Annotated in this window: 21 protein-coding genes; 12 read left to right on the forward strand and 9 right to left on the reverse strand. The window is 60.6% G+C overall.

Annotated features, from left to right (window positions below; all coding sequences use genetic code 11):
- The first annotated feature begins 83 nt into the window (after window positions 1-83).
- Complete coding sequence (locus HGP16_RS22570; RefSeq protein ID WP_168842227.1) at window positions 84-1,823, forward strand: type I secretion system permease/ATPase; 1,740 nt, start codon at window positions 84-86, stop codon at window positions 1,821-1,823.
- Entirely contained in the window at window positions 1,820-3,130 is a 1,311-nt protein-coding gene (locus tag HGP16_RS22575; RefSeq protein ID WP_168842228.1) for an HlyD family type I secretion periplasmic adaptor subunit, read from the forward strand. Before HGP16_RS22570 ends, HGP16_RS22575 begins: the two co-directional genes overlap by 4 nt.
- Before the next feature lie 158 nt (window positions 3,131-3,288).
- On the opposite strand, the gene HGP16_RS22580 is transcribed toward HGP16_RS22575, so the two are convergent.
- Together HGP16_RS22580 and HGP16_RS22585 are read right to left on the reverse strand one after the other, a co-directional pair.
- A complete protein-coding gene (locus HGP16_RS22580; RefSeq protein ID WP_168842229.1) occupies window positions 3,289-4,725 on the reverse strand; it encodes a family 16 glycosylhydrolase in 1,437 nt (478 codons plus the stop codon).
- A 225-nt stretch (window positions 4,726-4,950) separates the two neighbouring features.
- Window positions 4,951-5,874: a LysR family transcriptional regulator gene (locus HGP16_RS22585; RefSeq protein WP_168842230.1), complete on the reverse strand. Its 924-nt coding sequence runs from the start codon at window positions 5,872-5,874 to the stop codon at window positions 4,951-4,953.
- Between the two features lie 210 nt (window positions 5,875-6,084).
- On the opposite strand from HGP16_RS22585, the gene HGP16_RS22590 reads away from it, so the two are divergent.
- From HGP16_RS22590 to HGP16_RS22620, 7 genes are all read left to right on the forward strand, one after another.
- Window positions 6,085-6,873 carry a DODA-type extradiol aromatic ring-opening family dioxygenase gene (locus HGP16_RS22590; RefSeq protein ID WP_246703407.1) on the forward strand — a complete coding sequence of 263 codons (789 nt, stop codon included), beginning with the start codon at window positions 6,085-6,087 and terminating at the stop codon, window positions 6,871-6,873.
- A 108-nt stretch (window positions 6,874-6,981) separates the two neighbouring features.
- Complete coding sequence (locus tag HGP16_RS22595; protein WP_168842232.1) at window positions 6,982-7,404, forward strand: DoxX family protein; 423 nt, start codon at window positions 6,982-6,984, stop codon at window positions 7,402-7,404.
- Between the two features lie 161 nt (window positions 7,405-7,565).
- On the forward strand, window positions 7,566-8,468 hold the full coding sequence (locus tag HGP16_RS22600; protein ID WP_168842233.1) for an NADP-dependent oxidoreductase: 903 nt from the start codon (window positions 7,566-7,568) through the stop codon (window positions 8,466-8,468).
- 416 nt (window positions 8,469-8,884) lie between these two features.
- Window positions 8,885-9,445 carry an FMN reductase gene (gene msuE, locus HGP16_RS22605; protein WP_168842234.1) on the forward strand — a complete coding sequence of 187 codons (561 nt, stop codon included), beginning with the start codon at window positions 8,885-8,887 and terminating at the stop codon, window positions 9,443-9,445.
- A 51-nt stretch (window positions 9,446-9,496) separates the two neighbouring features.
- Entirely contained in the window at window positions 9,497-9,673 is a 177-nt protein-coding gene (locus tag HGP16_RS22610; RefSeq protein WP_168842235.1) for a hypothetical protein, read from the forward strand.
- Between the two features lie 79 nt (window positions 9,674-9,752).
- Window positions 9,753-10,337, forward strand: a complete 585-nt coding sequence (locus HGP16_RS22615; protein ID WP_168842236.1) for an alpha/beta hydrolase — start codon at window positions 9,753-9,755, stop codon at window positions 10,335-10,337.
- A 112-nt stretch (window positions 10,338-10,449) separates the two neighbouring features.
- Window positions 10,450-11,109 carry a peroxiredoxin gene (locus HGP16_RS22620; protein WP_168842237.1) on the forward strand — a complete coding sequence of 220 codons (660 nt, stop codon included), beginning with the start codon at window positions 10,450-10,452 and terminating at the stop codon, window positions 11,107-11,109.
- 63 nt (window positions 11,110-11,172) lie between these two features.
- Here HGP16_RS22620 and HGP16_RS22625 read toward each other — a convergent pair whose 3' ends face one another.
- On the reverse strand, window positions 11,173-12,075 hold the full coding sequence (locus HGP16_RS22625) for a LysR family transcriptional regulator (RefSeq protein WP_168842238.1): 903 nt from the start codon (window positions 12,073-12,075) through the stop codon (window positions 11,173-11,175).
- A gap of 92 nt (window positions 12,076-12,167) precedes the next feature.
- On the opposite strand from HGP16_RS22625, the gene HGP16_RS22630 reads away from it, so the two are divergent.
- Complete coding sequence (locus HGP16_RS22630) at window positions 12,168-13,202, forward strand: aldo/keto reductase (protein WP_168842239.1); 1,035 nt, start codon at window positions 12,168-12,170, stop codon at window positions 13,200-13,202.
- A gap of 75 nt (window positions 13,203-13,277) precedes the next feature.
- Here HGP16_RS22630 and HGP16_RS22635 read toward each other — a convergent pair whose 3' ends face one another.
- Window positions 13,278-14,309, reverse strand: a complete 1,032-nt coding sequence (locus HGP16_RS22635; RefSeq protein WP_168842240.1) for an aldo/keto reductase — start codon at window positions 14,307-14,309, stop codon at window positions 13,278-13,280.
- Window positions 14,310-14,567: 258 nt separating this feature from the next.
- Here HGP16_RS22635 and recX point away from each other — a divergent pair, with 258 nt between their 5' ends.
- Both recX and HGP16_RS22645 read left to right on the forward strand, forming a co-directional pair.
- A complete protein-coding gene (gene recX / locus HGP16_RS22640; protein WP_168842241.1) occupies window positions 14,568-15,104 on the forward strand; it encodes a recombination regulator RecX in 537 nt (178 codons plus the stop codon).
- Between the two features lie 130 nt (window positions 15,105-15,234).
- Complete coding sequence (locus tag HGP16_RS22645; RefSeq protein ID WP_168842358.1) at window positions 15,235-15,783, forward strand: DUF922 domain-containing Zn-dependent protease; 549 nt, start codon at window positions 15,235-15,237, stop codon at window positions 15,781-15,783.
- A 54-nt stretch (window positions 15,784-15,837) separates the two neighbouring features.
- On the opposite strand, the gene HGP16_RS22650 is transcribed toward HGP16_RS22645, so the two are convergent.
- Genes HGP16_RS22650 through HGP16_RS22670 form a run of 5 tightly spaced genes read right to left on the reverse strand, consistent with a single transcriptional unit; the run spans window position 15,838 to window position 21,107 of the window.
- On the reverse strand, window positions 15,838-16,563 hold the full coding sequence (locus HGP16_RS22650; protein WP_168842242.1) for a ribonuclease activity regulator RraA: 726 nt from the start codon (window positions 16,561-16,563) through the stop codon (window positions 15,838-15,840).
- Between the two features lie 18 nt (window positions 16,564-16,581).
- Window positions 16,582-18,318, reverse strand: coding sequence for an L-arabinonate dehydratase (gene araD, locus HGP16_RS22655; RefSeq protein ID WP_168842243.1), 1,737 nt, complete (start codon window positions 18,316-18,318; stop codon window positions 16,582-16,584).
- 55 nt (window positions 18,319-18,373) lie between these two features.
- Window positions 18,374-19,237: an ABC transporter permease gene (locus HGP16_RS22660; RefSeq protein ID WP_168842244.1), complete on the reverse strand. Its 864-nt coding sequence runs from the start codon at window positions 19,235-19,237 to the stop codon at window positions 18,374-18,376.
- Between the two features lie 3 nt (window positions 19,238-19,240).
- The gene (locus HGP16_RS22665) at window positions 19,241-20,050 is read right to left on the reverse strand and encodes an ABC transporter ATP-binding protein (RefSeq protein ID WP_168842245.1); all 810 of its coding nucleotides are present in this window, start codon (window positions 20,048-20,050) and stop codon (window positions 19,241-19,243) included.
- Between the two features lie 52 nt (window positions 20,051-20,102).
- Window positions 20,103-21,107, reverse strand: coding sequence for an ABC transporter substrate-binding protein (locus HGP16_RS22670; protein WP_168842246.1), 1,005 nt, complete (start codon window positions 21,105-21,107; stop codon window positions 20,103-20,105).
- Window positions 21,108-21,221: the final 114 nt, after the last annotated feature.

Here is a 21,221-nt window from a genome sequence, read left to right on the forward strand (position 1 = left end):
CCATGGCGCCGAGCGGGAGGCGGTGCCTGGACGTCATGTAAATTCCTGCCGTGCGCGGCGGCCAATGTTGAGGATAGAGCCAAGTGCTTGCCGTCCCGAAAGACCCCCCGCAGACATTCGTCGCGTTGATGCTGTCGGCGCTTCGCAAGGCCCTCGTCGGCATCGCCTTGGCGAGTGCCGCCATCAATGTGCTGGCCTTGACCGGCTCCTTCTTCATGCTGCAGGTCTATGACCGGGTCATTCCGAGCCGCAGCCTGCCGACATTGTCCGGCCTCGTCATCATCGTCGTGGCCCTGTTTCTGTTTCAAGGCGTTATCGAGTTCCTGCGTTCCATGCTGCTTGTTCGCATCGGCATGTCGCTTGACGAACGATTGAACAAGCGAGTCTTCGGCTCGCTTCTCTTTCTGCCGACCAGGAAGCAGACATCGGACGACGGCCTGCAATCGGTCCGCGATCTCGAGCAGATCCGCGCGTTCCTTTCCGGCAGTGGCTCGACGGCGCTTTTCGATCTGCCATGGGTGCCGTTCTATCTGATCCTTTGCTTTCTGTTCCATTTCTGGATTGGCTTCACGGCTCTGTGCGGCGCTCTCTTGCTGGTCGGCATTACCTTGCTTGCCGAACTGCTTTCGCGTCGACCGGCCCGGGAGGCCGCCAGGTCTTCGGCCGTGCGCCTCGGTTTTGCCCAGGCGGCGCGACGCAACTGGGAGGCGGCCATTGCCATGGGGTTTGTCGGCCGTCTGAGCGAGAAATGGGCGGCCATGAACGACGACTATCTCCGGCATCAACTGGCGGCGAGCACGATCGTTGGGGCGCTCACCATTGCCGCCAAGATGGCGCGCATGATGCTGCAGTCCGGCGTTCTTGCTGTCGGGGCGATCCTCGTCATTCGCCAGGAGGCGACGGGTGGCATCATCATCGCCAGTTCGATCCTCCTGACGCGGGCGCTGGCGCCCGTCGAGCTTGCGATCGGCCAGTGGAAAAGCCTTGTCGCCGCGCGGCAGGGCTGGGCGCGACTTGCCGCACTCCTCGACGCCGTGCCGCCCAGGCAGCAGGCCTTCGCTTTGCCGCCGCCGTCACGCGAGCTGAGCGTCGAGAACATCAGCGTGACTTCTCCGGGCAGCCGCGATCTCATCCTGCGCAATATATCGTTCAAGATATCGGCGGGGACGGTGCTCGGCGTCATCGGCCCGAGTGCATCGGGCAAGTCCTCCCTTGCGCGGGCGATTGCCGGCCTATGGCCGGCTGCCATCGGCGCCGTGCGGCTCGATCGTGCCGCTCTATCCCAATGGGATAGCGACGAACTTGGTCGGCATATCGGTTATCTGCCGCAGGATGTGGACCTGTTCGACGGTTCGATCGCCGAAAACATTTCCCGTTTCGCCGAGGATATGCGTACCGAGCCGATCATCGCTGCGGCGAAGGCGGCCGGCGTTTACGACATGATCGTCAAGCTCTCGGATGGCTTCGATACCAGGATCGGCGAGAGCGGATCGTGCCTTTCGGCCGGGCAGAGGCAACGCATCGCCCTGGCGAGAGCGCTTTACGGTGATCCGTTCCTGGTCGTTCTCGATGAGCCGAACTCGAATCTGGATGCGGAGGGGGAGGCGGCGCTGACTGAGGCTCTCGCAGGCGTGCGCGAGCGCGGCGGTATCGCGATTGTCGTCGCCCACAGGCCAAGCGCTCTGGCCGTTGCCGATACCGTCATGATCGTTGCCGGTGGCCAGGTCCGGGCATTCGGTCCCAAGAAAGACATTCTCGGGCCGTCGCCCAAGCAAGTCGGAACGACTCATTTTGCCGTTGCCGGCGGGGAGACGCACGGATGACCGAGAAGGCCTCGCCACCGACCGACCGGACGATCCACCGCCTGTCCCTGCTGGTGGTGGCGGCTATAGTGCTGTTGTTCGGCGTCATGGGCGGTCTTGCGGCGGCGACCAGAATTTCCGGGGCGGTGATTGCCTCGGGCGCGCTTGTCGTGGACAGCTATGTGAAACCGGTGAAGCACCTGAAGGGCGGGATCGCCCGCGCGATCCTGGTGAAGAACGGCGATCATGTCGCGGCCGGCCAGGTGCTGGTGCGGCTGGACGACACGCAGACCAAAGCCAACCTTGCGATCATCCGTAAGCGGCTGAACGAGCTTTCCGCGCGCACGGCGCGTCTTACGGCAGAGCGCGACGGCCGGCAGGACATCGCCTTTCCCGCCGACCTGCTCTCGGGCGCCGACGACGCAGGTGTCGCGGCGATCATGGCCGGCGAACGCCGGCTCTTTTTCGATCGCCACGCATCGCGCGAGGGCCAAAAATCGCAGCTGCACGAGCGCATTCAACAGTTGAAGCAGGAGATCGAGGGGCTTGTGGCGCAGGAAGAGGGCAAGCGACGCGAAATCGCGCTTATCGCCAAGGAGCTCGGCAGCCTTGAAGGCCTGCTCGATCAGGGCATTATTTCGGCGACGAAAGTCTATTCCCTTCAGCGTGAAAGCGCTTCGCTGAACGGCGATCTGGGCAATCTCGTCTCGTCCATCGCCCAGACCAGGGGCAAGATCGCGGAAACCGAGCTGCAGATCCTGCAGATCGATGCCGATCACAGTTCGGAAGTTTCCGATCAGCTGCGCCAGGCGGAGAGCGACGGCGGCCAGTTTTCCGAGCGGCTGATTGCGGCCGAGGACGATCTGAAGCGGATCGACCTCAAGGCGCCGCAGGCAGGGATCGTCGATCAATTGAGCATCCATGCCGAGGGCGCGGTCGTTTCGCCGGCCGAGGCGATCCTGCAGATCGTTCCGGACAAGGACGCGCTGGTGGCTGAGCTGAAGCTCGCGCCGCAGGATATAGACCAGATCAGTGTCGGGCAGGCAGTATCCTTGCGCTTTCCCGCCTTCAATCAGCGGATAACGCCTGAGCTGAACGGACATGTCGACACCATTTCGGCGGATCTGGTGACGGACCAGCGTTCCGGCCAAAGCCATTATGTCGTGAGGGCCGAGGTGGCAAAACAGGAATGGGAGAGGCTGGGGCAGCTTACGCCGCTGCCCGGCATGCCCGTCGAAGCCTACCTGCAGACGGGCGAGAGAAGTGTTCTAGCCTACCTGACAAAGCCGATGACCGATCAGATCAGACGCGCCTTCAGGGAGGAATAAGGCCGCCCTTCCCCGATCCCGCGTGCTGATATTACAGCGCTGCGTGTCTTTTAAGACGCGCTAAGGCGCTATAACTCTTTGAAATTATGCAATAAATAAGCGGCCGTCCGATTTCCATCGAACGGCCGCATTTGAAATGCTTCGAGTTCCGAGACCGATCAGATATGCCAGTCCGTCGTGTGGGCGGATTGAGCCGAGGCGGAGAGCTGGGCGGTATGATCCTCCAGGGAATAGGCCTTGATATAGTCGATCTTCATCTCGGATCCGTTCGGAAGCCCATCCGTCGGGATGCCCGCCACGCCGCCGACCGCGAGATCGACCAGCATATACATCGGACTGTGCATATCGGCGGGCGTATCGGCATGGGCGACGGCAACGTCGTCGAAATACCAGACGATCTGATCCTTGTCCCAAAGCACGCCGTAATTGTGGAAGCCGTTGGTGCTTGGCACTTCCACAGGAATGGACGTCTTCGTGTGCTCGCCGGTGGCATTCGAATGAACCGTGACATTCACCGTGGTGGGGTTCTGCCCGCGCATCTCCACCACATCAAGTTCCGGCGGCCAGGAGCCGTCCTCCGGCAACAGCCAGAATGCGGGCCAGACGCCCTGGTTGTGCGGCATCTCCGCTCGCATTTCGAAATAGCCATAGGTCTGCGAGAAGGTGGAGTGGGTGGTCAGAAGGCCCGATGTATAATCATGATTCTCGACGATCGACTTCAATGCATCCGGCGTTTGTTTCGCCGTGATCGTCAGGACGCCGTCCGAGACGGAAAACGGGTTTGCGGATGCGGTCGGCGCATAGGACGGATTGATGTACCATTGTAGCTCATCGTTCAGGCTGCTGCCCTTGTCCGGTGCCCAGGAATATTTCGCATCCCAGGTGCCTTGCGTTCCCTCATGCAGCGAAAGCGTATTGAAATCATCCGAAAAGGTCTGCGTCAGCGACGCTCTGTCGAGCCCCAGCTGGAACTGGTCTGCGTGAAGGTCGGACACGGTCTTGTTGGCGAAGACCAGGCTTTCGCCATTGCCGAGGTCGAGCCGAAGATTGGCGCCCTCCTGGGTGGAATGGCTGACGACCTGATCGAAGGACGTCAGGCCGTATTGGTTGAGCCTGACCTTGTCGTCATCGCTGAAGTCGGTGATGAGATCGCTGCCGTTGCCCTTGGTGATGAGGAAGGTATCGGCCCCGCCGCCGCCGATGAGCACATCGTTGCCGCCGCGGCCATCAATGGTCTGGCTGCCGCTGCCGCCGGTGATGATGTTGTCGGCGTCGTTGCCATAGGCGTGGCGGTTGTCGCCCGTGACGGTAAGGTTTTCGACATTGGCGGGCAGCGTGTAATCCATCCAGGTGCTGACGGTATCGATGCCGGCATTGGGAGCTTCATAGACCCGATTGTTGCTCGAATAGAGATAATAGATATCGTCGCCGGTGCCGCCCATCATCGTCACGTTGACGGTGTTGTCGCCCCACATGGAATCATTGCCGGCGGTCCCGTAGAGCGTCGGTCCCGAGCCGGTGGCGGAAAAGAAACCTGTCGACGTACCGCTATAGTAAAGCGGTTGTCCAAGAGCATTCAAAACTGAATTGGGCATGAGAAACCTCTTCCTTGCTGCCGGATCAGCTCCTCAACCGATCTAATATTTCTCCCCACTCATATGCATCAGATAGCGTGCATTGCTTTTCTGCCCAGCCCCTGCGGCAAGTTTTTTCGCCGTAGCCAAGGATAGGAGCGAGACGGGCTGATTGGGTGGAAATGCCCGCTTCCGATGCACTCTATTTGCAATGCCGCCCTGAAGTCGTTTTGCAAAACAAGGAGCTTATTTTGCCAATTCAATTTCGGCCGACATCGGACAAAGGCTTTTTCGGGAAGCGAGGAAATCGATGAAAGTGCGAACTTTGGCCGAAAGATATTTCCTGGTGGGATAGACCGCATGCAGGGTGGCCTTGAACGTCACATCCTCGGGCAGAACCATTTCCAGGCGGCCATCGGCGATGTCAGCTTGCGTCATCCATACCGGCAGAAAGACCAGCCCCATGCCTTCCAACGCTGCCAGATGCAGCATGATCTCGTTTTCGCTCTGCATGACGGGGCGGAAGTTCACCGTTTCAGGGCCTTTCCTCCCATCGAATGTCAAATTGCCGTTGGCGTTCATGCCGCTATAGGCCAGGAGCGAGTGACCATTGAGATCGGCCACTTCGGTGGGACGCCCGGTCCGCAAGAGATAGGCAGGGGATCCTACAAGGTGAAATGGAAGCTGCAGCAACGGACGTGCGACAAGGCTGGGATCCAGCCGCCCCGGTGCCGTCGCGCGCAGGGCAAGATCGAAGCCCTCGTCGACCAGATTGACGATCCGGCCGCTGAGATCGATGTCGAAGCGCACGTCGGGATAGCGCTGGTGATATTCGGCAAGCGCGCGAGCGACGAGCGCATTTGCTATCCACACCGGAGCGCTTAATCTCAAGGTTCCGCGCGGCATGACGGTAACGTTGCTGACAGCCGCTTCGACTTCGTCGAGGCCGTCAAGCATTTGCCGGCTCTGGTTGAAGTAGAGCGTGCCGCTTTCCGTCATGCTGACATGCCGGCTCGTTCGGTTCAGCAAGCGCGTGCCCAGCCGATTTTCCAGGTGCATCACATGTTTGCTCGCCATCGCGGGTGAGAGACCAAGGCGATCGGCCGCAGCCGTAAAGCTTTTAAGCTCAGCCACCGTGCAAAAGACCCGCATGCTCATCAATGTATCCATGGATCATCAACATAGAGGAAATGTTTCTTCAATGTAAGCTGGATTGATCAATGATGATGAAAGGTTAGTTTGCATTGCGCGACGCTTCTCGGCTCATCATCCCTTCCGGTCTTGAGGCGGATAGCCGTCGCCTCGAAAAGGATGCAACACGTGAACAAGTTTCGTCTTCCGACCTATTTCATCAGCCATGGCGGCGGTCCCTGGCCCTATATGACCGGCGATTTCCGCAGCAATTTCGACAAACTCGAGCAATCCTTGATCGATATGCGCCTCGAGCTCGGCAATACGGTGCAGGCAATCCTGGTCGTTTCCGGCCATTGGGAAGAGCAGGGCTTCGCCATTTCGTCGGGCGCTCAGCCGGGGATGGTCTACGACTATCACGGCTTTCCGGAGCATCTCTATCGCATCAAATATGGCGCGCCGGGCTCGCCGGAGCTTGCCAGGCGGGTGCGGGCGCTGCTGAACGGGCGCGGCCTCGCGGCAGAGCTCGATCCGACCCGCGGCTTCGATCATGGCACCTTCAGCATTCTCAAGCCGCTCTACCCGGAAGAAAACGTTCCCGTCGTCCAGCTTTCGCTCGACACCAGCTATGATCCCGCTCTGCATCTTGAAGTCGGGCGCGCGCTGGCGCCGTTGCGCGATGAGGGCGTTCTGATCATCGGAAGCGGTCTCAGCTACCACAATCTTCCGGCGATGCGCGGGAAAGAGGGTTACGAGCCATCCAGGCAGTTCGACGCCTGGCTGCAAGAGACGCTGGTCCATTCGTCTGCCTATGAGCGTGCAAAGCTGTTGCTCGATTGGGAACAGGCACCATCCGCACGCGCGGCACATCCACGCGAGGATCACCTCATTCCGCTTATGGTGGCCGTCGGCGCTGCCGGGGACGAAGCCGGGGCCGTCACCTACCATCAGACCGATTTCGCAGGCGGGCTTACCGCCTCGAGCTTCCGCTTCGGCGATGCACCAGCGTCGATACCGTCCCATGGAGAACCGGGATGAGCGACCCGTCGACGCCGCACTCAAGCGATGATGAAACTCCGGACGGAAAATCTCGAACTCAAAGCCACCGCCGCTTGACGATCTCAACGGCCATTCAGGAGAAGGACTATGTTGAACACGACGAAATGGACCCCTCACGTTCTCGCCATTTTGCGGATCGTCACCGCGCTGCTGTTCCTTGAGCATGCGACCATGAAATTCTTCCAGTTCCCGGCGGCAATTCCCGGCGTAACCTACCCGTTGCCCGCCATCATGCTCGTCGCCGGCGCACTTGAAATCGTCACCGGCCTGCTGATGACCGTCGGCCTCTACACGCGCATCGCCGCTTTTGTCGCATCGGGCGAAATGGCGGCCGCCTATTGGATGGCGCATGCGCCCCAGGGCTTCTGGCCGGCGCTCAACATGGGCGAGGCAGCCATCATGTTTTGCTTCATCTTCCTCTACATCGCCTTTGCCGGTGCCGGCAGCTGGGCATTCGACAACACCCTGCGCGCCTCTTCGAAGCAGGTATCGCTCACGGAGCGGGCATAGGGCCAACGCGCTCCCGTCATTCGACGGGAGTGTGTCATCCAAGCGATCTGAGTAGCAGCCGGCGCCTCTTGCCGATCCGATCGCACGTTCCTTGGCCTCCTCGACGTCTAGCGCAAGAGCCGAAATCCGCGGAGGCCGCGACAACCCATGGAGACAAGGCAATGAAGGCTGTGCTTCTGAAATCCTATGGTGGCATCGATCAATTCGAGGTCGGCGATATTCCCATGCCAAAGCCGGGTGCGGGTGAGGTTGTGATCAAGATCGCAGCATCCGCCGTCAATCCCTTCGATCTTATTTTGCGCCAGGGTTTCATGGCCCGATACATACCGCTTCCGCTGCCGGCGGTTCTGGGCGGCGACGCCGCCGGGACGATTTCGGACATTGGCGAAGGTGTCGAAGGATTGGCGGTTGGCGATCGCGTCGTTGCCGATTTTTCGGCGAATGGCAAAGGGGCACACGCCGAATTCGGGCTCGTTCCAGCCACTTCCGTTGCCAGGCTGCCCGCCGCACTGAGCTTCGAGCAGGGAGCGGCATTGGTAAAGGCTGGCCTGACCGGGCGACAGACTGTGGATGCCTTGGGTGTCAAGGCAGGGGACCGCGTATTGATCTCGGGCGGGCTTGGTTCCGTCGGCCGCGCCGCCATCCAATATCTTAAGCAAATAGGTGCCCAACCGGTCGCAGGCGTGCGGCCCGAGCGGATGGGCGAGGCGCGTGAACTGGCCGGGGAAAGTCTGGACATTACCGTGCCGGCAACGAGCCCCACCTTTCAATATGCTATCAGTGCCGCGGCGCCCGTGGCCGAAAACCTCATCGGACACGTGGCTGCTGGCGGCCAGGTCGCAAGCATCGTTCCTGTGCTCGAAGATGCCAATCCCGGTAACCGCGTGACCATCCACGAGCTCTACCACCGAACCGATGCCGCGACGCTTGACGCGGTTCTCGACGCGGCAGTTCGGGGACTGCTGGAGATACCGATTTCGCAGGTTTTTGCCCTGGAAGAATTGGGCCTGGCCCAAGATGCGGTCGCCAGGGGAGCGCAAGGTAAAGTCGTGCTCAGGCATTGAGCATTGCACTATCGCTCGCAGCGCAGCCTTCGCTGTTTCGCCGTCCAGAGCGGTGCTAAAACGATCTATCGGTTCCGTTTACTGGTTCGATAGCCTCTGCCGGAAGGCCGGCCAATCGATGACAACGTCATCACTGCGAACACGTGTCACAATCAGTGGCACGTGTTTCATCATATGCACGCTGCTTGGCAAAGATGGCATCCATGTTCGCCCTTATCCAGCGGCTGAGCGCTGAAATCTCTGCGCGCCGATCCAATCCAGTCGGACAAACCAAATAGGCACACCGAAGGTCCTGAGGCGGGAAAGAGATTTTCCGTTTCCGCCAACCCAAGAGATGGCTGTTCCTTTTAATCTACCTTTTTTGTGGACAATATTCGCATTATCGAAAACGCAGGTGATTTCCGAAAGGGATGAGGATGAGTGCGCCCAAACTCGTCGGCTTTGCCGGCAGCTTCAACAGGCCGTCGAAGACCCACGTGCTGGTCCGGACAGTTGCCGATCTGGCAAGCGAGCGGTATGGTTTTACAAGCAGGGTTTACGATCTGCACGATGTCGGCGCCTCGCTCGGATCGGCGCAATGGCGCAGGGATCTCGACGATCAGGCGAGACGCGTGATCGATGACATCGTGTCGTCAGACGCTCTCGTCATTGGCTCGCCGACCTTCAAGGGGTCCTATCCCGGACTGTTCAAGCATTTGATCGACCTCATCGATCCCCATGAGCTGCGGGCAAAGCCGATCATCATCACGGCGACCGGCGGCGGAGACCGGCATGCGTTGATGGTCGAACATCAGCTGCGGCCGCTCTTCGGCTTCTTCATGGCTCATACCTTACCGACGGCGGTCTATGCGTCGGATCGCGATTTCACCGACTACAAGGTCTCGTCCGAGCCACTGGCCGGCCGGATCAACGAGGTCATCGGCGAACTTTCGGCCTTTTTCCCGCATCCGGTGACGAGGCTTGCCGCTGCGGAATGATGGGCGGTCAGGCCCGAACGCCTCGGATTTGTCAACGGAATGGACGATTACATGAGATGGAATGTCATCAGCCGCCTGAAGACGATTTTTGCCGGTCCTGCGCTGCAGACGATGGATGTTCGCACGCGGCCCGTTGATTGGATCGCGTCTACCGAACGGGACCGGGAGCTCTCCGCCCGCGACTACGAGATCTATTATTGGTGCTCCACGCCGGCGCCCTGGTATTGAAAGCCCTGTACTGAAAGGATGCGCCTTTGATGTCGTGTCGCGAGTTGAGCTTCCTATCGTCATTCGTCGCGAGGCTTCCATGACCCGAGTACTGATCGTTCCGGGCCTTTTCGGCTCGGGGGAGGGGCACTGGCAGCGTCACTGGCTGCAGGATCATCAAGATGTCCGGCTGGTCGAGCAGGATGATTGGGACTTTCCCCGTCTCGGCAGCTGGATGGAAAAGCTGGAGGCGGCGCTGGAAGAAGCCGGCGATGCCTATGTGGTCGCGCACAGCCTGGGCTGCATATTGACGGCAAGATTGGCCGGCCGGCCGGCCGCGCGAAGGGTCAAAGGGGCGCTGCTTGTCGCACCCTGCGATATTCCAGTGACCGAAACCCTGCATGCCGGACATCTTTCCTTCGGCACGATGCCGACGGAAGCCCTGCCGTTTCCCAGCATCACCATCGGAAGCCTGAACGATATCTATATGAGGCTCGACCGGCTGACCTTGTTCGGCCGGCTGTGGAATTCCGATGTCCGCAATATCGGTCTTGCGGGGCATATCAATATTGCCAGCGGCTTCGGGCGCTGGCCAAGCGGTTATGGCTTCCTTGACATACTGAAGACGCGCAGCAGGCATCGCCGGCCGCAAGGGTTTTCGACGGCAGTCGCAGTCCCCATTTAAAAGAAGGCTTTTCATATCGAACGTTCGACGCCATTGTGCGGCGGATTTTCTGATCCTACCCCACATCGGCGCATTGAAGGCGTGCAACGGGGCAGAACTTGGAGGTAAGACAATGAGTTTGCGCATCAACGATATTGCTCCGGATTTCACGGCGGACACGACCCAGGGCGAAATCCAGTTTCACGACTGGATCGGCAATGGCTGGGCCGTGCTGTTCTCCCATCCGAAGAACTTCACGCCCGTCTGCACGACGGAACTCGGCGCGATGGCCGGCCTCGAAGGCGAATTCCGCAAGCGCGGCGTCAAGATCATCGGCATCTCCGTCGATCCCGTCGAAAGCCATGGCCGGTGGAAGAACGACATCAAGACGGCGACCGGCTTCGATGTCGATTATCCGCTGATCGGCGACAAGGACCTCAAGGTCGCCAAGCTCTATGACATGCTGCCGGCAGGCGCCGGCGAAAGCTCGGAAGGCCGCACGCCGGCCGACAACGCCACCGTCCGCTCCGTCTTCGTCATCGGCCCCGATAAGAAGATCAAGCTGATCCTCACCTATCCGATGACGACGGGCCGCAACTTCAACGAAATCCTGCGCGCAATCGACTCGATCCAGCTGACATCAAAGCATCAGGTCGCGACGCCGGCAAACTGGCAGCAGGGTGAAGACGTCATCATCACCGCCGCCGTCTCCAACGAAGACGCGATTACCCGTTTCGGCTCGTTCGACACGGTATTACCCTATCTGCGCAAGACCCGGCAGCCGGCTGCCTGATCCGGATAAGCGGCTGAAATTTGCCAAAGAAGCGATGCGGCCCCAAGGGCCGCATCAGCTATTTCATAGGCTGACGTTTTCCCGCAGGAAATCCAGAAGCGCCCGCACGCGGGCCGGTAGCGGGCCGCCCTGGCCGATATAGACGGCATGGAATTCCTCGACATCGCCGGGATTGCGCTCTTCCAGCACCGGCATCAAACGACCCGCCGCAATATCCGACCTGACGGTGAAGGCGGCGAGCCGCGCCAGGCCGGCGCCACCGAGCGCAAGGTGGCGCATCGCCTCTCCGTCACCCACCTGCAGGCTGCGTGCGGACGGAATCACAGCAATTTCGCCATCAAACAGCAACGGCCAGCCTTCCATCGCCCGGATATAGGCAAAGCCGATGCGGCAATGTTTCTCCAGCTCTGCGGCAGAGCGGGGCGTGCCGTGCCGCCGCAGGTAATCCGGCGAGGCGACGATGACCTTGCGCGTTGCTCCGAGCTTGCGGGCCGTCAGGCTGGAGCTTTTCAACGGCCCGGCACGGATTGCGACATCGGCCCGCTCTTCCATCAGATCGACGATCCGGTCGGTGTGAAAGATCTCCAGCGAGACATTCGGATGCAGCCCCATGAAAACGGGCACAAGCGGTGCCAGCACATGGTTTCCGAACGAGCCGCTGGTATTGATGCGGATGTGGCCGGCAACCTGCTCTCCGGCCGAGGCATGGCGTTCGGCCTCGGCGATATCGGCGAGGATGGTAAGGCACCGCTCAAAGAAGGCGCAGCCTTCGGGCGTGAGCTGCAGCCGCCGCGTCGAGCGGTTGATGAGACGGGTGCCAAGACGCCTTTCCAGCCTCGTGATAAGTTTGCTGACCGCCGAGGGCGTCATGCGGCAGGCCGTGGCGGCGGCGGTAAAGCCGCCGAGTTCGACGGCGCGAACGAAGACTTCCATCTCGCCGGAGCGATTGATCTCTTGGCGGCTCATGATGAATTGAAATCACAAATCAGTTTCTTTTCGGCAATCTATATCATCTTCCTTTGGCGGTCTATCTATCAACAACCAACAGGAGACAGATGATGGAATACAGAAATCTTGGCGCTTCCGGCTTGCGCGTTCCCGTGCTCAGTTTCGGCGTCGGCACGTTTGCCGGCAGCGGCCCCCTCTTCAGCGCCTGGGGCTCGACGAATGCGACGGAAGCGCGGCGTCTGGTCGACATCTGCCTGGAGGCCGGCGTCAATCTTTTCGATACGGCCGATGTCTATTCGGCGGGCGCGTCGGAGGAGGTGCTTGGCCAGGCGGTCCAGGGCAGGCGGGATGCCGTGCTGATCTCGACGAAGACAGCGTTGCCGATGGGCGACGGGCCTGCCGATTGGGGAAGTTCGCGTTCACGGCTGATCAGATCGGTCGACGCTGCCTTGCGCCGTCTCGGCACAGATTACATCGACCTCTTGCAATTGCACGCTTTCGACGCCTCGACGCCGATCGAGGAGACACTCTCCACTCTTGATCAGCTCGTGAAGGCGGGGAAGATCCGCTATATCGGTGCGTCCAACTTCGCCGGCTGGGAGCTGATGAAGTCGCTCGCCATTTCCGAAAAGCACGCCTATGTGCGCCATGTCGCCCATCAAGTCTATTATTCGCTTGCCGGCCGCGACTACGAATGGGAGCTGATGCCGCTGGGTAGGGATCAGAATGTCGGCGCCCTCGTCTGGAGCCCATTGGCATGGGGCCGACTGACAGGCAAGATCCGCCGCGGACAGCCATTACCGGAAAAGAGCCGGCTGCACGAAACGGCGACCTTCGGACCACCGGTCGATGACGAAAAGCTGTTCGATATTGTCGATGTGCTGGATGAGATCGCGAGCGAGACCGGAAAGAGCGTGCCGCAAATATCAATCAATTGGCTGCTGAGCCGGCCGACGGTTGCAAGCGTCATCATCGGCGCGCGCAACGAAGAGCAACTGCGCCAGAATCTCGGCGCGGTCGGCTGGACGCTCTCGAAAGAGCAGATCGAGAAGCTCGACAAGGTGAGCGAGCTGACGGCTCCCTATCCCTATTTCCCGTATCGGCGTCAGGAAGGCTTCGCGAGACTGAACCCACCTCTGGTCTGACGCGACAGGCGATATCCTCGCCCGTTTGGGATGAAGGCAGTGGCGCAAACGTGTGCGCCGCCGCCAAACTCACGTTTAGCGACCACCCTCGATCTTGCGATGGCGCTGGTTCCGCCCGCCTTCACCGTAAGGATAGGCAGCTGGCTGAGGCGCGCTGATCTGGTTCAGCCTGTCCATTTCCGCGTCCGTAAGCTTCAGCTCGGCTGCGCCGAGATTATCGGCAAGTTGCTCACGCGTGCGGGCGCCAAGGATGACGGAGGTGACCGCCGGTCGGGCTGCCGTCCAGGCAAGCGCCACCTGCGCCATGGTAACGCCGCGCGCCTTGGCGATCTCCTCCACGGCAGCGATGATTGCCCAGGTGCGCTCCTCAGCGTTGCGTGGGGCAAAGGATTCGCTGCCGCGATTGGGGTTCTCGCCAAGCCGAGTGGCGCCGGTCGGCGTCTCATCGCGCTTGTACTTGCCCGTCAGCCAGCCGCCGCCAAGCGGCGACCAGGGAAGCAGGCCCATGCCGGCATCCAGGCAGGCATCGACAATTTCAAGCTCGATGTCACGAACGAGCAAATTATATTGCGGCTGCAGCGTGACCGGGCGCGTATAGCCCCGTGCCTTGGCGATCTCGACGGCCTTGGCGATATGCCAGCCGACATAGTTGGAGAAGCCGTAATAGCCGATCTTGCCGGCGCGCACGGCATCGTCGAGAAACCGGAGCGTTTCTTCGATCGGCGTCAGGGCATCCCAGGCATGCATCTGATAGAGATCGATATGCTCGATGCCGAGACGGCGCAGGGAATCGTCCAGCGCCTGGCCGAGATGCCGGCGCGACAGACCGAGATCGTTCGGTCCGTTGCCCATCGGGAAACGGCCCTTGGTGGCGATGACGGCCTGGCGGGCCTCGGCCGGGCGAGCCTTCAGCCAGCGGCCGATGATCTCCTCCGACTTGCCGGCACTGTAGACGTCGGCGGTATCGATGAAATTTCCGCCCCAGGCGAAATAGTCGTCCAGCAGTTTGTGCGACGCGGCTTCGTCCGCTTCCGCGCCGAAAGTCATGGTGCCAAGGCAATAGGCCGTGACGACGGCCCCGCTCGGGCCGAGCTTGCGATAATCCATTCCTGCCTCCTCTGAACGGAGCGCTGGCGCCGATCGGCAAAGCTCTCGGAAGAGCTGCAGGCTCCGTGATCCATAGCAATGTGGTGCTTGAGACGGCCTCCACCGTCGATCAGATATGGCGCCTGCCACGTCAGCGTCAGGGCCACGGCAATACCATAGCCAATCATCCCATGATTACCAAGCGCATTCGTTGCCTGAATGGCCTGGCTTGCGTAAAATTCTCCGTGATGATTCCTCTTTCGCCGAATGCCTCCTTGCATGGATGAAACGCCGACCAGCCGCATGCTCTCCTGGGCACGCAACTCCACCATCTATCGTCTCGAACGCCGGATGATGACCGAGAAGCAATTGTCCGGCGCGATCGCCAAGAAGGCGAAACAGAAATTCGAGGATATCAGCGATGCGCAGATCAAGGCGCTTGCCGATTTCGCCGTCAAATTCGCCTATGAGCTGAAAGTGCTCGATGATGTCGCCTTCGCCGAGATCAGCACGCGTTCGGCAGTTCGTTCCGGCAAATCGAAGAAAGCCATCGCCTTCAAGCTCGCATCCAAGGGCATAGATGGTGAAACCGTCGTCGCAGCAGTGGAAGAGGTCGATGATCTCCATTCCGCTGTCATCTTTGCCAGGAAGCGTGGCTTCGGACCCTTCCGGCGCGGCGAGCTCGACGAGAAGCGCAAGGCAAAGGAACTCTCCGCCTTCGCCCGCAACGGTTTCAGCTTCGCTGTTGGCAAGAGGGTCTTCGATATGGAACGAGAAGACGCCGAAGAGCTATTGCTGTCGGCCTCGGCATTCTGAAGCCGAATGCTGATTGAAATAGCCAAGGTCAGCCGCTAGCTTTGCCGCGCTTGAGTGGGGCGTGCAGGGGAAGTTCGTGAAAGCAGACATTCGATTATTCGTGGCGGCGACGTGCATTGCCTCTTTGCCGATGACTGCCCATGCCGATTGGCAGGCGGTGGAGACGACCAAGACCTATGCGATTGCCGGAACGTCAGGCGGCGAGCTTTACGACTCGATCGGCGAACGCGGCCCGTTGCTCGGGCCAAAGGTGAGAGCGATCGCCCATACCGATTTCAAGCTGACATGGACACGAAAATACGAGCCGCAGCCGGACGGTGCCTGCACGATCACCGTCAACATACCGAAGCTGACGATCACCTACACCTTGCCGAAACCCTCGGCGCAACTGCCCGCTTCGACCCGCAAAAGCTGGCAGAAATTCATTGCAGGCGTCGCGGCGCATGAGCGGGTGCATGGCGGCTACATCAAGGATATGGTCAAGGAAATCGAAGCCGTCAGCGTCGGCTTCTCCGTCGCCGACGACCCGAAATGCACCAAAATCCGCGTCGAACTCACAAAGCGTCTCGGCGAGATTTCCAGCAAGGAGCGACAGAAAAACAGCGACTTCGACAAGGTCGAATTCAGCGATGGCGGCAATCTCCAGCAGCTTGTTCTGAAGCTGGTCAGGGAGGAATAGCTGTAAGAAACGCAGCCAGCCGTACGCGACCGGCTGCGTCTAGCTGATCAAGGCTTAGCGGCCCTTCCGCTTCCGCCACTCGGCGAATTTGAGTTTCGGCGCGTCGCTGGTCGCCGGATAGAGGCCGATGATGGTCGCACCGTTCATGACCTCTTCGGTGACGAAATCCTCGTAAGCCGTCATCTCCACGGTCTCACTGGCGATTTCATCGGCTAGATGCGCGGGAATGACGATGACGCCCTCATTGTCGCCGACGAGAACGTCGCCGGGAAAAACCGCCACGTCACCGCAGCCGATCGGGCCATTGATTTCGATCGCCTGATGCAGCGTCAGATTGGTCGGTGCGGACGGCCGGTGATGATAGGACGGGATATCAAGGGCGGCGATTTCCGGACTGTCGCGGAAGCCGCCGTCGGTGACGACGCCGGCCACACCACGCACCTGCAGGCGCGAGACCAGGATGGAACCGGCCGAGGCGGCGCGCGCATCCTTGCGGCTATCCATGACCAGCACGAAGCCGGGCGGGCATTGTTCGACGGCGGCGCGTTGCGGATGCTCCGGATTGCGGAAAACGTCGAGCGTGTTCAAGTCTTCGCGCGCCGGGATGTAGCGAAGCGTGAAAGCCTGGCCGATCATGTTCGCCTTCTTCGGCGAGAGCGGCCGCACATCCTGAATGAACTGGTTGCGCAAGCCGCGCTTGAAAAGCGCGGTCGCGATCGTCGGTGTTGCGACGCCCATCAGCTTGTCGCGCGTCTCGCTGCTCAAAACGTAATTGCTCATGCGATATATCCTTTGAGATCAATAGATGTCGGGCTCGCCCGGCGTCGGGCCGAAGCTGGTTTCCAGGAAGTCGAAATCGCAGCCCGTATCGGCCTGGGCGACATGGCGCGAGAACATCCAGCCAAAGCCGCGGCCGTATTTTTCCGCCGGCTTGACCCAGGCGTCGCGCCGGCGCTGCAGCTCGTCCTCGTCGACAAGCATGTCGATGCGCCGCGCCTCGAGGTCAAGGCGGATGATATCGCCGTTGCGCAGCAGCGCCAGCGGGCCGCCGACATGAGATTCCGGCGAAACATGCAGGATGCAGGCGCCGTAGCTGGTGCCGCTCATGCGGGCATCCGAGAGGCGAAGCATATCCCTGTGGCCCTTCTTGAGGAGCGCCTTCGGGATCGGCAGCATGCCCCATTCGGGCATGCCGGGACCGCCCTGCGGGCCGGCGCCGCGCAGGACCATGACGTGGTCGGGCGTTATGTCGAGATCCTCGTTGTCGACCGCCGCCTTCATCTCCGGATAGCTGTCGAAGACGAGCGCCGGTCCCTGGTGCTTGTGGAAACGCGGATCGCAGGCGGCGGGCTTGATGACGGCGCCCGTTGGCGCAAGGTTGCCCTTCAATACCGCTAGCGAGCCCTCGTGATAGACCGGATTGTCGAGCGAGCGGATCACATCGTCATTGTAGCATTTGGCGCCTTCGAGCGTTTCGCCGAGGGCAACGCCAGAGACGGTGAGGGCCGAGAGATCGAGTTTGGAGGAGAGCTTCGCCATCAGGGCGCGCAGGCCGCCGGCATAGTAGAAATCCTCCATCAGATAGGTCTTGCCGGTCGGTCGGATATTGGCGAGCACCGGGGTTAAGTGCCCGGCCGTGTCGAGATCGTCGAGCGAGAGATGGACGCCGGCGCGTCGCGCCATCGCGATCAGATGCACGACGGCATTGGTGGAACAGCCCGTCGCCATGGCGACAGCGACGGCATTGTTGACGGCGGCCTGCGTGACGATCTTCGAGGGCCGCAAATCTTCCCAGACCATCTCGACGATCCGCCGGCCGACGGCCGAGGACATGCGGATATGATTGGCGTCCGGGGCAGGGATCGAGCTGGCGCCGGGCAGCGTCAATCCGAGCGCTTCGGCGATGGCGGTCATGGTGCTCGCCGTGCCCATGGTCATGCAGTGACCGTAGGAACGGGCGATGCCGGCCTCGACATCGACCCATTCCTTTTCCGAAATGGTGCCGGCGCGGCACTCGTCCCAAAATTTCCAGGCGTCGGACCCCGAGCCCAGATATTCACCGCGATAATTGCCGCGTAGCATCGGGCCGGCCGGCAGGTAGATCATCGGCAGGCCCATGGAGAGAGCGCCCATGACGAGGCCGGGCGTGGTCTTGTCGCAGCCGCCCATCAAGACGGCACCATCGACCGGATGCGAGCGCAAAAGCTCTTCGGCTTCCATCGCCAGCATGTTGCGGTAGAGCATGGTCGTCGGCTTCACGTAGCTTTCCGATAGCGACAGTGCTGGTAGTTCGAGCGGGAAGCCGCCGGCCTGCAGAATGCCGCGTTTGACGTCCTCGACGCGGTGTTTGAAATGCGCATGGCAGGGATTGGCGTCGGACCAGGTGTTGAGGATGGCGATAACCGGCTTGTCGGCCCATTCTTCGGGTGCATAGCCCATCTGCATGGTGCGCGAGCGATGTCCCGAACTCCTGAGATCGTCCGGCGCGAACCATCTGGCGCTGCGTAAGTCCTGGGGCTTCTTCCTGCTGTTCATTGTATTTGCGCCTTGTATTCGAATGTTGGTCGAAGGGATAGATCCGGGCGTCGCATCATTCCTTCATGCCCCATTTTAGCAGGGTGCGCCGCTCGATCGTCTGGAAGACGAGGTTTTCGACAATAAGGCCGATGACGATGACTGTCAGCAGGCCGGCAAAGACCGAGGGGATGTCGAGAAGGTTGCGGTTTTCGAAGATGAACCAGCCGAGACCGCCCTGGCCGGAGGAGACGCCGAAGACGAGCTCGGCGGCAATCAAGGTGCGCCAGGAGAAGGCCCAGCCGATCTTCAACCCTGTGAGGATCGACGGGAACGCGGCGGGGATCAGAATGCGAAAGACATAGGAAAGTCCCGTCAACCCATAATTGGCGCCGACCATGCGCAGAGTACGCGAGACGCCGAGAAAGCCCGCATGGGTATTGAGCGCAACGGCCCACAGCACGGAATGTATGAGCACGAAGACGAGGCTTGCGGGGCCTAGGCCAAACCAGATGAGGGCGAGCGGCAGCAGCGAGATTGCCGGCAGCGGATTGAACATCGCCGTCATGGTCTCGAGAAAGTCGGTGCCGATGCGGGTGTTGATCGCAACGACCGTCAGCACGGCAGCAAGGACCGTTCCCGAGATGTAGCCCGTCACCAGTATCTTCAGCGTGGTCCAGATGCGCGCCGGCAGCACGCCGTCGGCGAACCGGTCGTAAAGCGCTGTCAGCGTGTCGCTGAGCGTCGGAAACAGCAGCGGATTGTCGAGATGCCGGGCATAGGCCTCCCAGATGATGGCAAGGGCGACGATCAGCAATGATTTGCGGAACAGGCCCGACTGCCACAGGAGCTCCATCGTACCGAGCTTCTGCTCGACGGCTGCGATATGTCCGGCTGCCTCGGCGGCCTGCGGGGCAAGGATGATCTGCGGTGTGCTCATGGATTACTCCCTGTGCCCCTGTTCGGCAAACAGCATGTGATGGATCTCCTGCTCCAGTTTGGCGGCAGCCGCGGGATCGTCGCGGACGGTTTCCACATCGCGCACTTCGGCCTTGACGCGACCAGGATGCGGCGACAGCAGCAGGATGCGGTTGGAGATCTTGATCGCCTCGGCGATCGAGTGGGTGACAAAGATGACGGTGAAGCGGGTATCTTCCCAAAGCTGCAGCAGTTCATCCTGCATCTGCCGGCGTGTGAGCGCATCGAGCGCGGCAAAGGGTTCGTCCATCAACAGAATATCGGGCTGCATCGCCATGCCACGGGCAATCGCGACACGCTGCTTCATGCCGCCTGACAACATATGCGGATAGGTGTCGACTGCGCGGGTGAGCTTCACCTTCTCGATATAGTCGCGGGCGATGGCCTCCGCTTCGCTGCGCGGCAGGCGGCGAGCGGTCGTCAGCGGGAACATGACGTTTTCCAAAACCGTCTTCCAGGGCAGCAGCTGGTCGAACTCCTGGAACACCATCATGCGGTCGGCGCCGGGCTTCTTGACGGATTGCCCCTTGATCTCGATCCGCCCAGTCGTCGGTGTCATATAACCGCCGATGGCCTTGAGCAGCGTCGATTTCCCGCAGCCCGAGGGGCCGAGGAGGACGAAGCGATCGGACTGGGCAACCGAGAAGCTGACGTTTTCCGTCGCTGTGATCAGCAGGTTCGGCGTCTTATAGCGAAGCGTCACCTTGTCGACATTCAGGAGCGGTGTCGTCTTTTCCGTCATCGGCGCGTTGGCGGCAATATTTGCCTGAAGCATGGGGCTCCTCCAAGATATGGCTTGAAGGCGGCATTGGCGCCGCCCGCAGGCGTCAGTTGCCATTAAGATCGGCGGCTTCCGGCAGGTAGTAGTCGGTCCAGGCCTTGGGCATGGTCTTGAGCGTGCCGGTTTTATAGAGATGGGCCGCGAACTTCATGGTTCCCTGCGGATCCATGCGGAACTCCATCATGTGCGGCTCGTTGAGGATCGCCAACAGGTCGTCGACACTTGTCTTGTCGCCGCTGACCGTCTTGTAGGCCTCCACCGCCGATTTCGGATCCTTCCTGATGAAATCGATGGCCTCGGCCGTCGCCTCGCGCACGGCCTTGATGACGGTCGGGTTGGCGGTTGCGAATTGGGTCGTGGTGAAGAAGGTGCCCTGGGTCAACTCGCCGCCGATGATGTCGCGGGAATCGACGACCTTGTGAACGCCCTGCTGTTTCAGTTCGAGATATTGAAAGGGCGGGGCGGAGAAGTGGTTCTTGACCTCATGGGTCTGGTTGGCGAGCGCCGCCATCGCGTCCGGGTGGCCGAGCTGCACCGTATTGGCGTCGAACTTGTGCACCTGGTCGTCGCCATACATCTGCGCGGCGGCCATCTGCAACAGGATTGCCTGCGTCGAGACGCCGACGGTCGGAACGGCGATCTTGTCACCCGGCTGAATATCCTTCAGCGACTGGATGCGCGCATCGCGCGAAACCATGATGACGGGCTGGGCCGAATTGGTGACGATGCCCTTGACCTTGCCTTTGGTGCGGTCCCAAAGCAGCAGCAGATTGCCCGTGCCGGTATTGACGATATCGACATTGCCGGAAAGCAATGCGTCGGTCTGCGCGCCGCCGCCGCTGAAGGTACGCCATTCGACCTTTACGCCCTGCAGGCCATCGGCTGCGGCATGCTTCTCGATCAGCTTCTGCGTCTCCATGACGTGGCTGGCGAGATAAAGAATGCCGGGCTGCCGCGTGATCGAAACATCCGTCTTTTCGGCTGCATTGGCCGAAAGGCCGCCGGCAATCATCATGCCGACTGCGCTCAGACAGCGAAGAAATCCTCTCATTAGCTCCTCCCATCGATCCAACTCTTGAGAATTGAAGTTGGCTTCATCGAACTAAAGCACTAATGTATCAGTGCATCAAGCCCTCATTTGTGTTTAATGAGCGGATACGCTTGA

It is taken from the genome of Rhizobium sp. P40RR-XXII, from assembly GCF_012641405.1.
GTDB lineage: Bacteria > Pseudomonadota > Alphaproteobacteria > Rhizobiales > Rhizobiaceae > Rhizobium.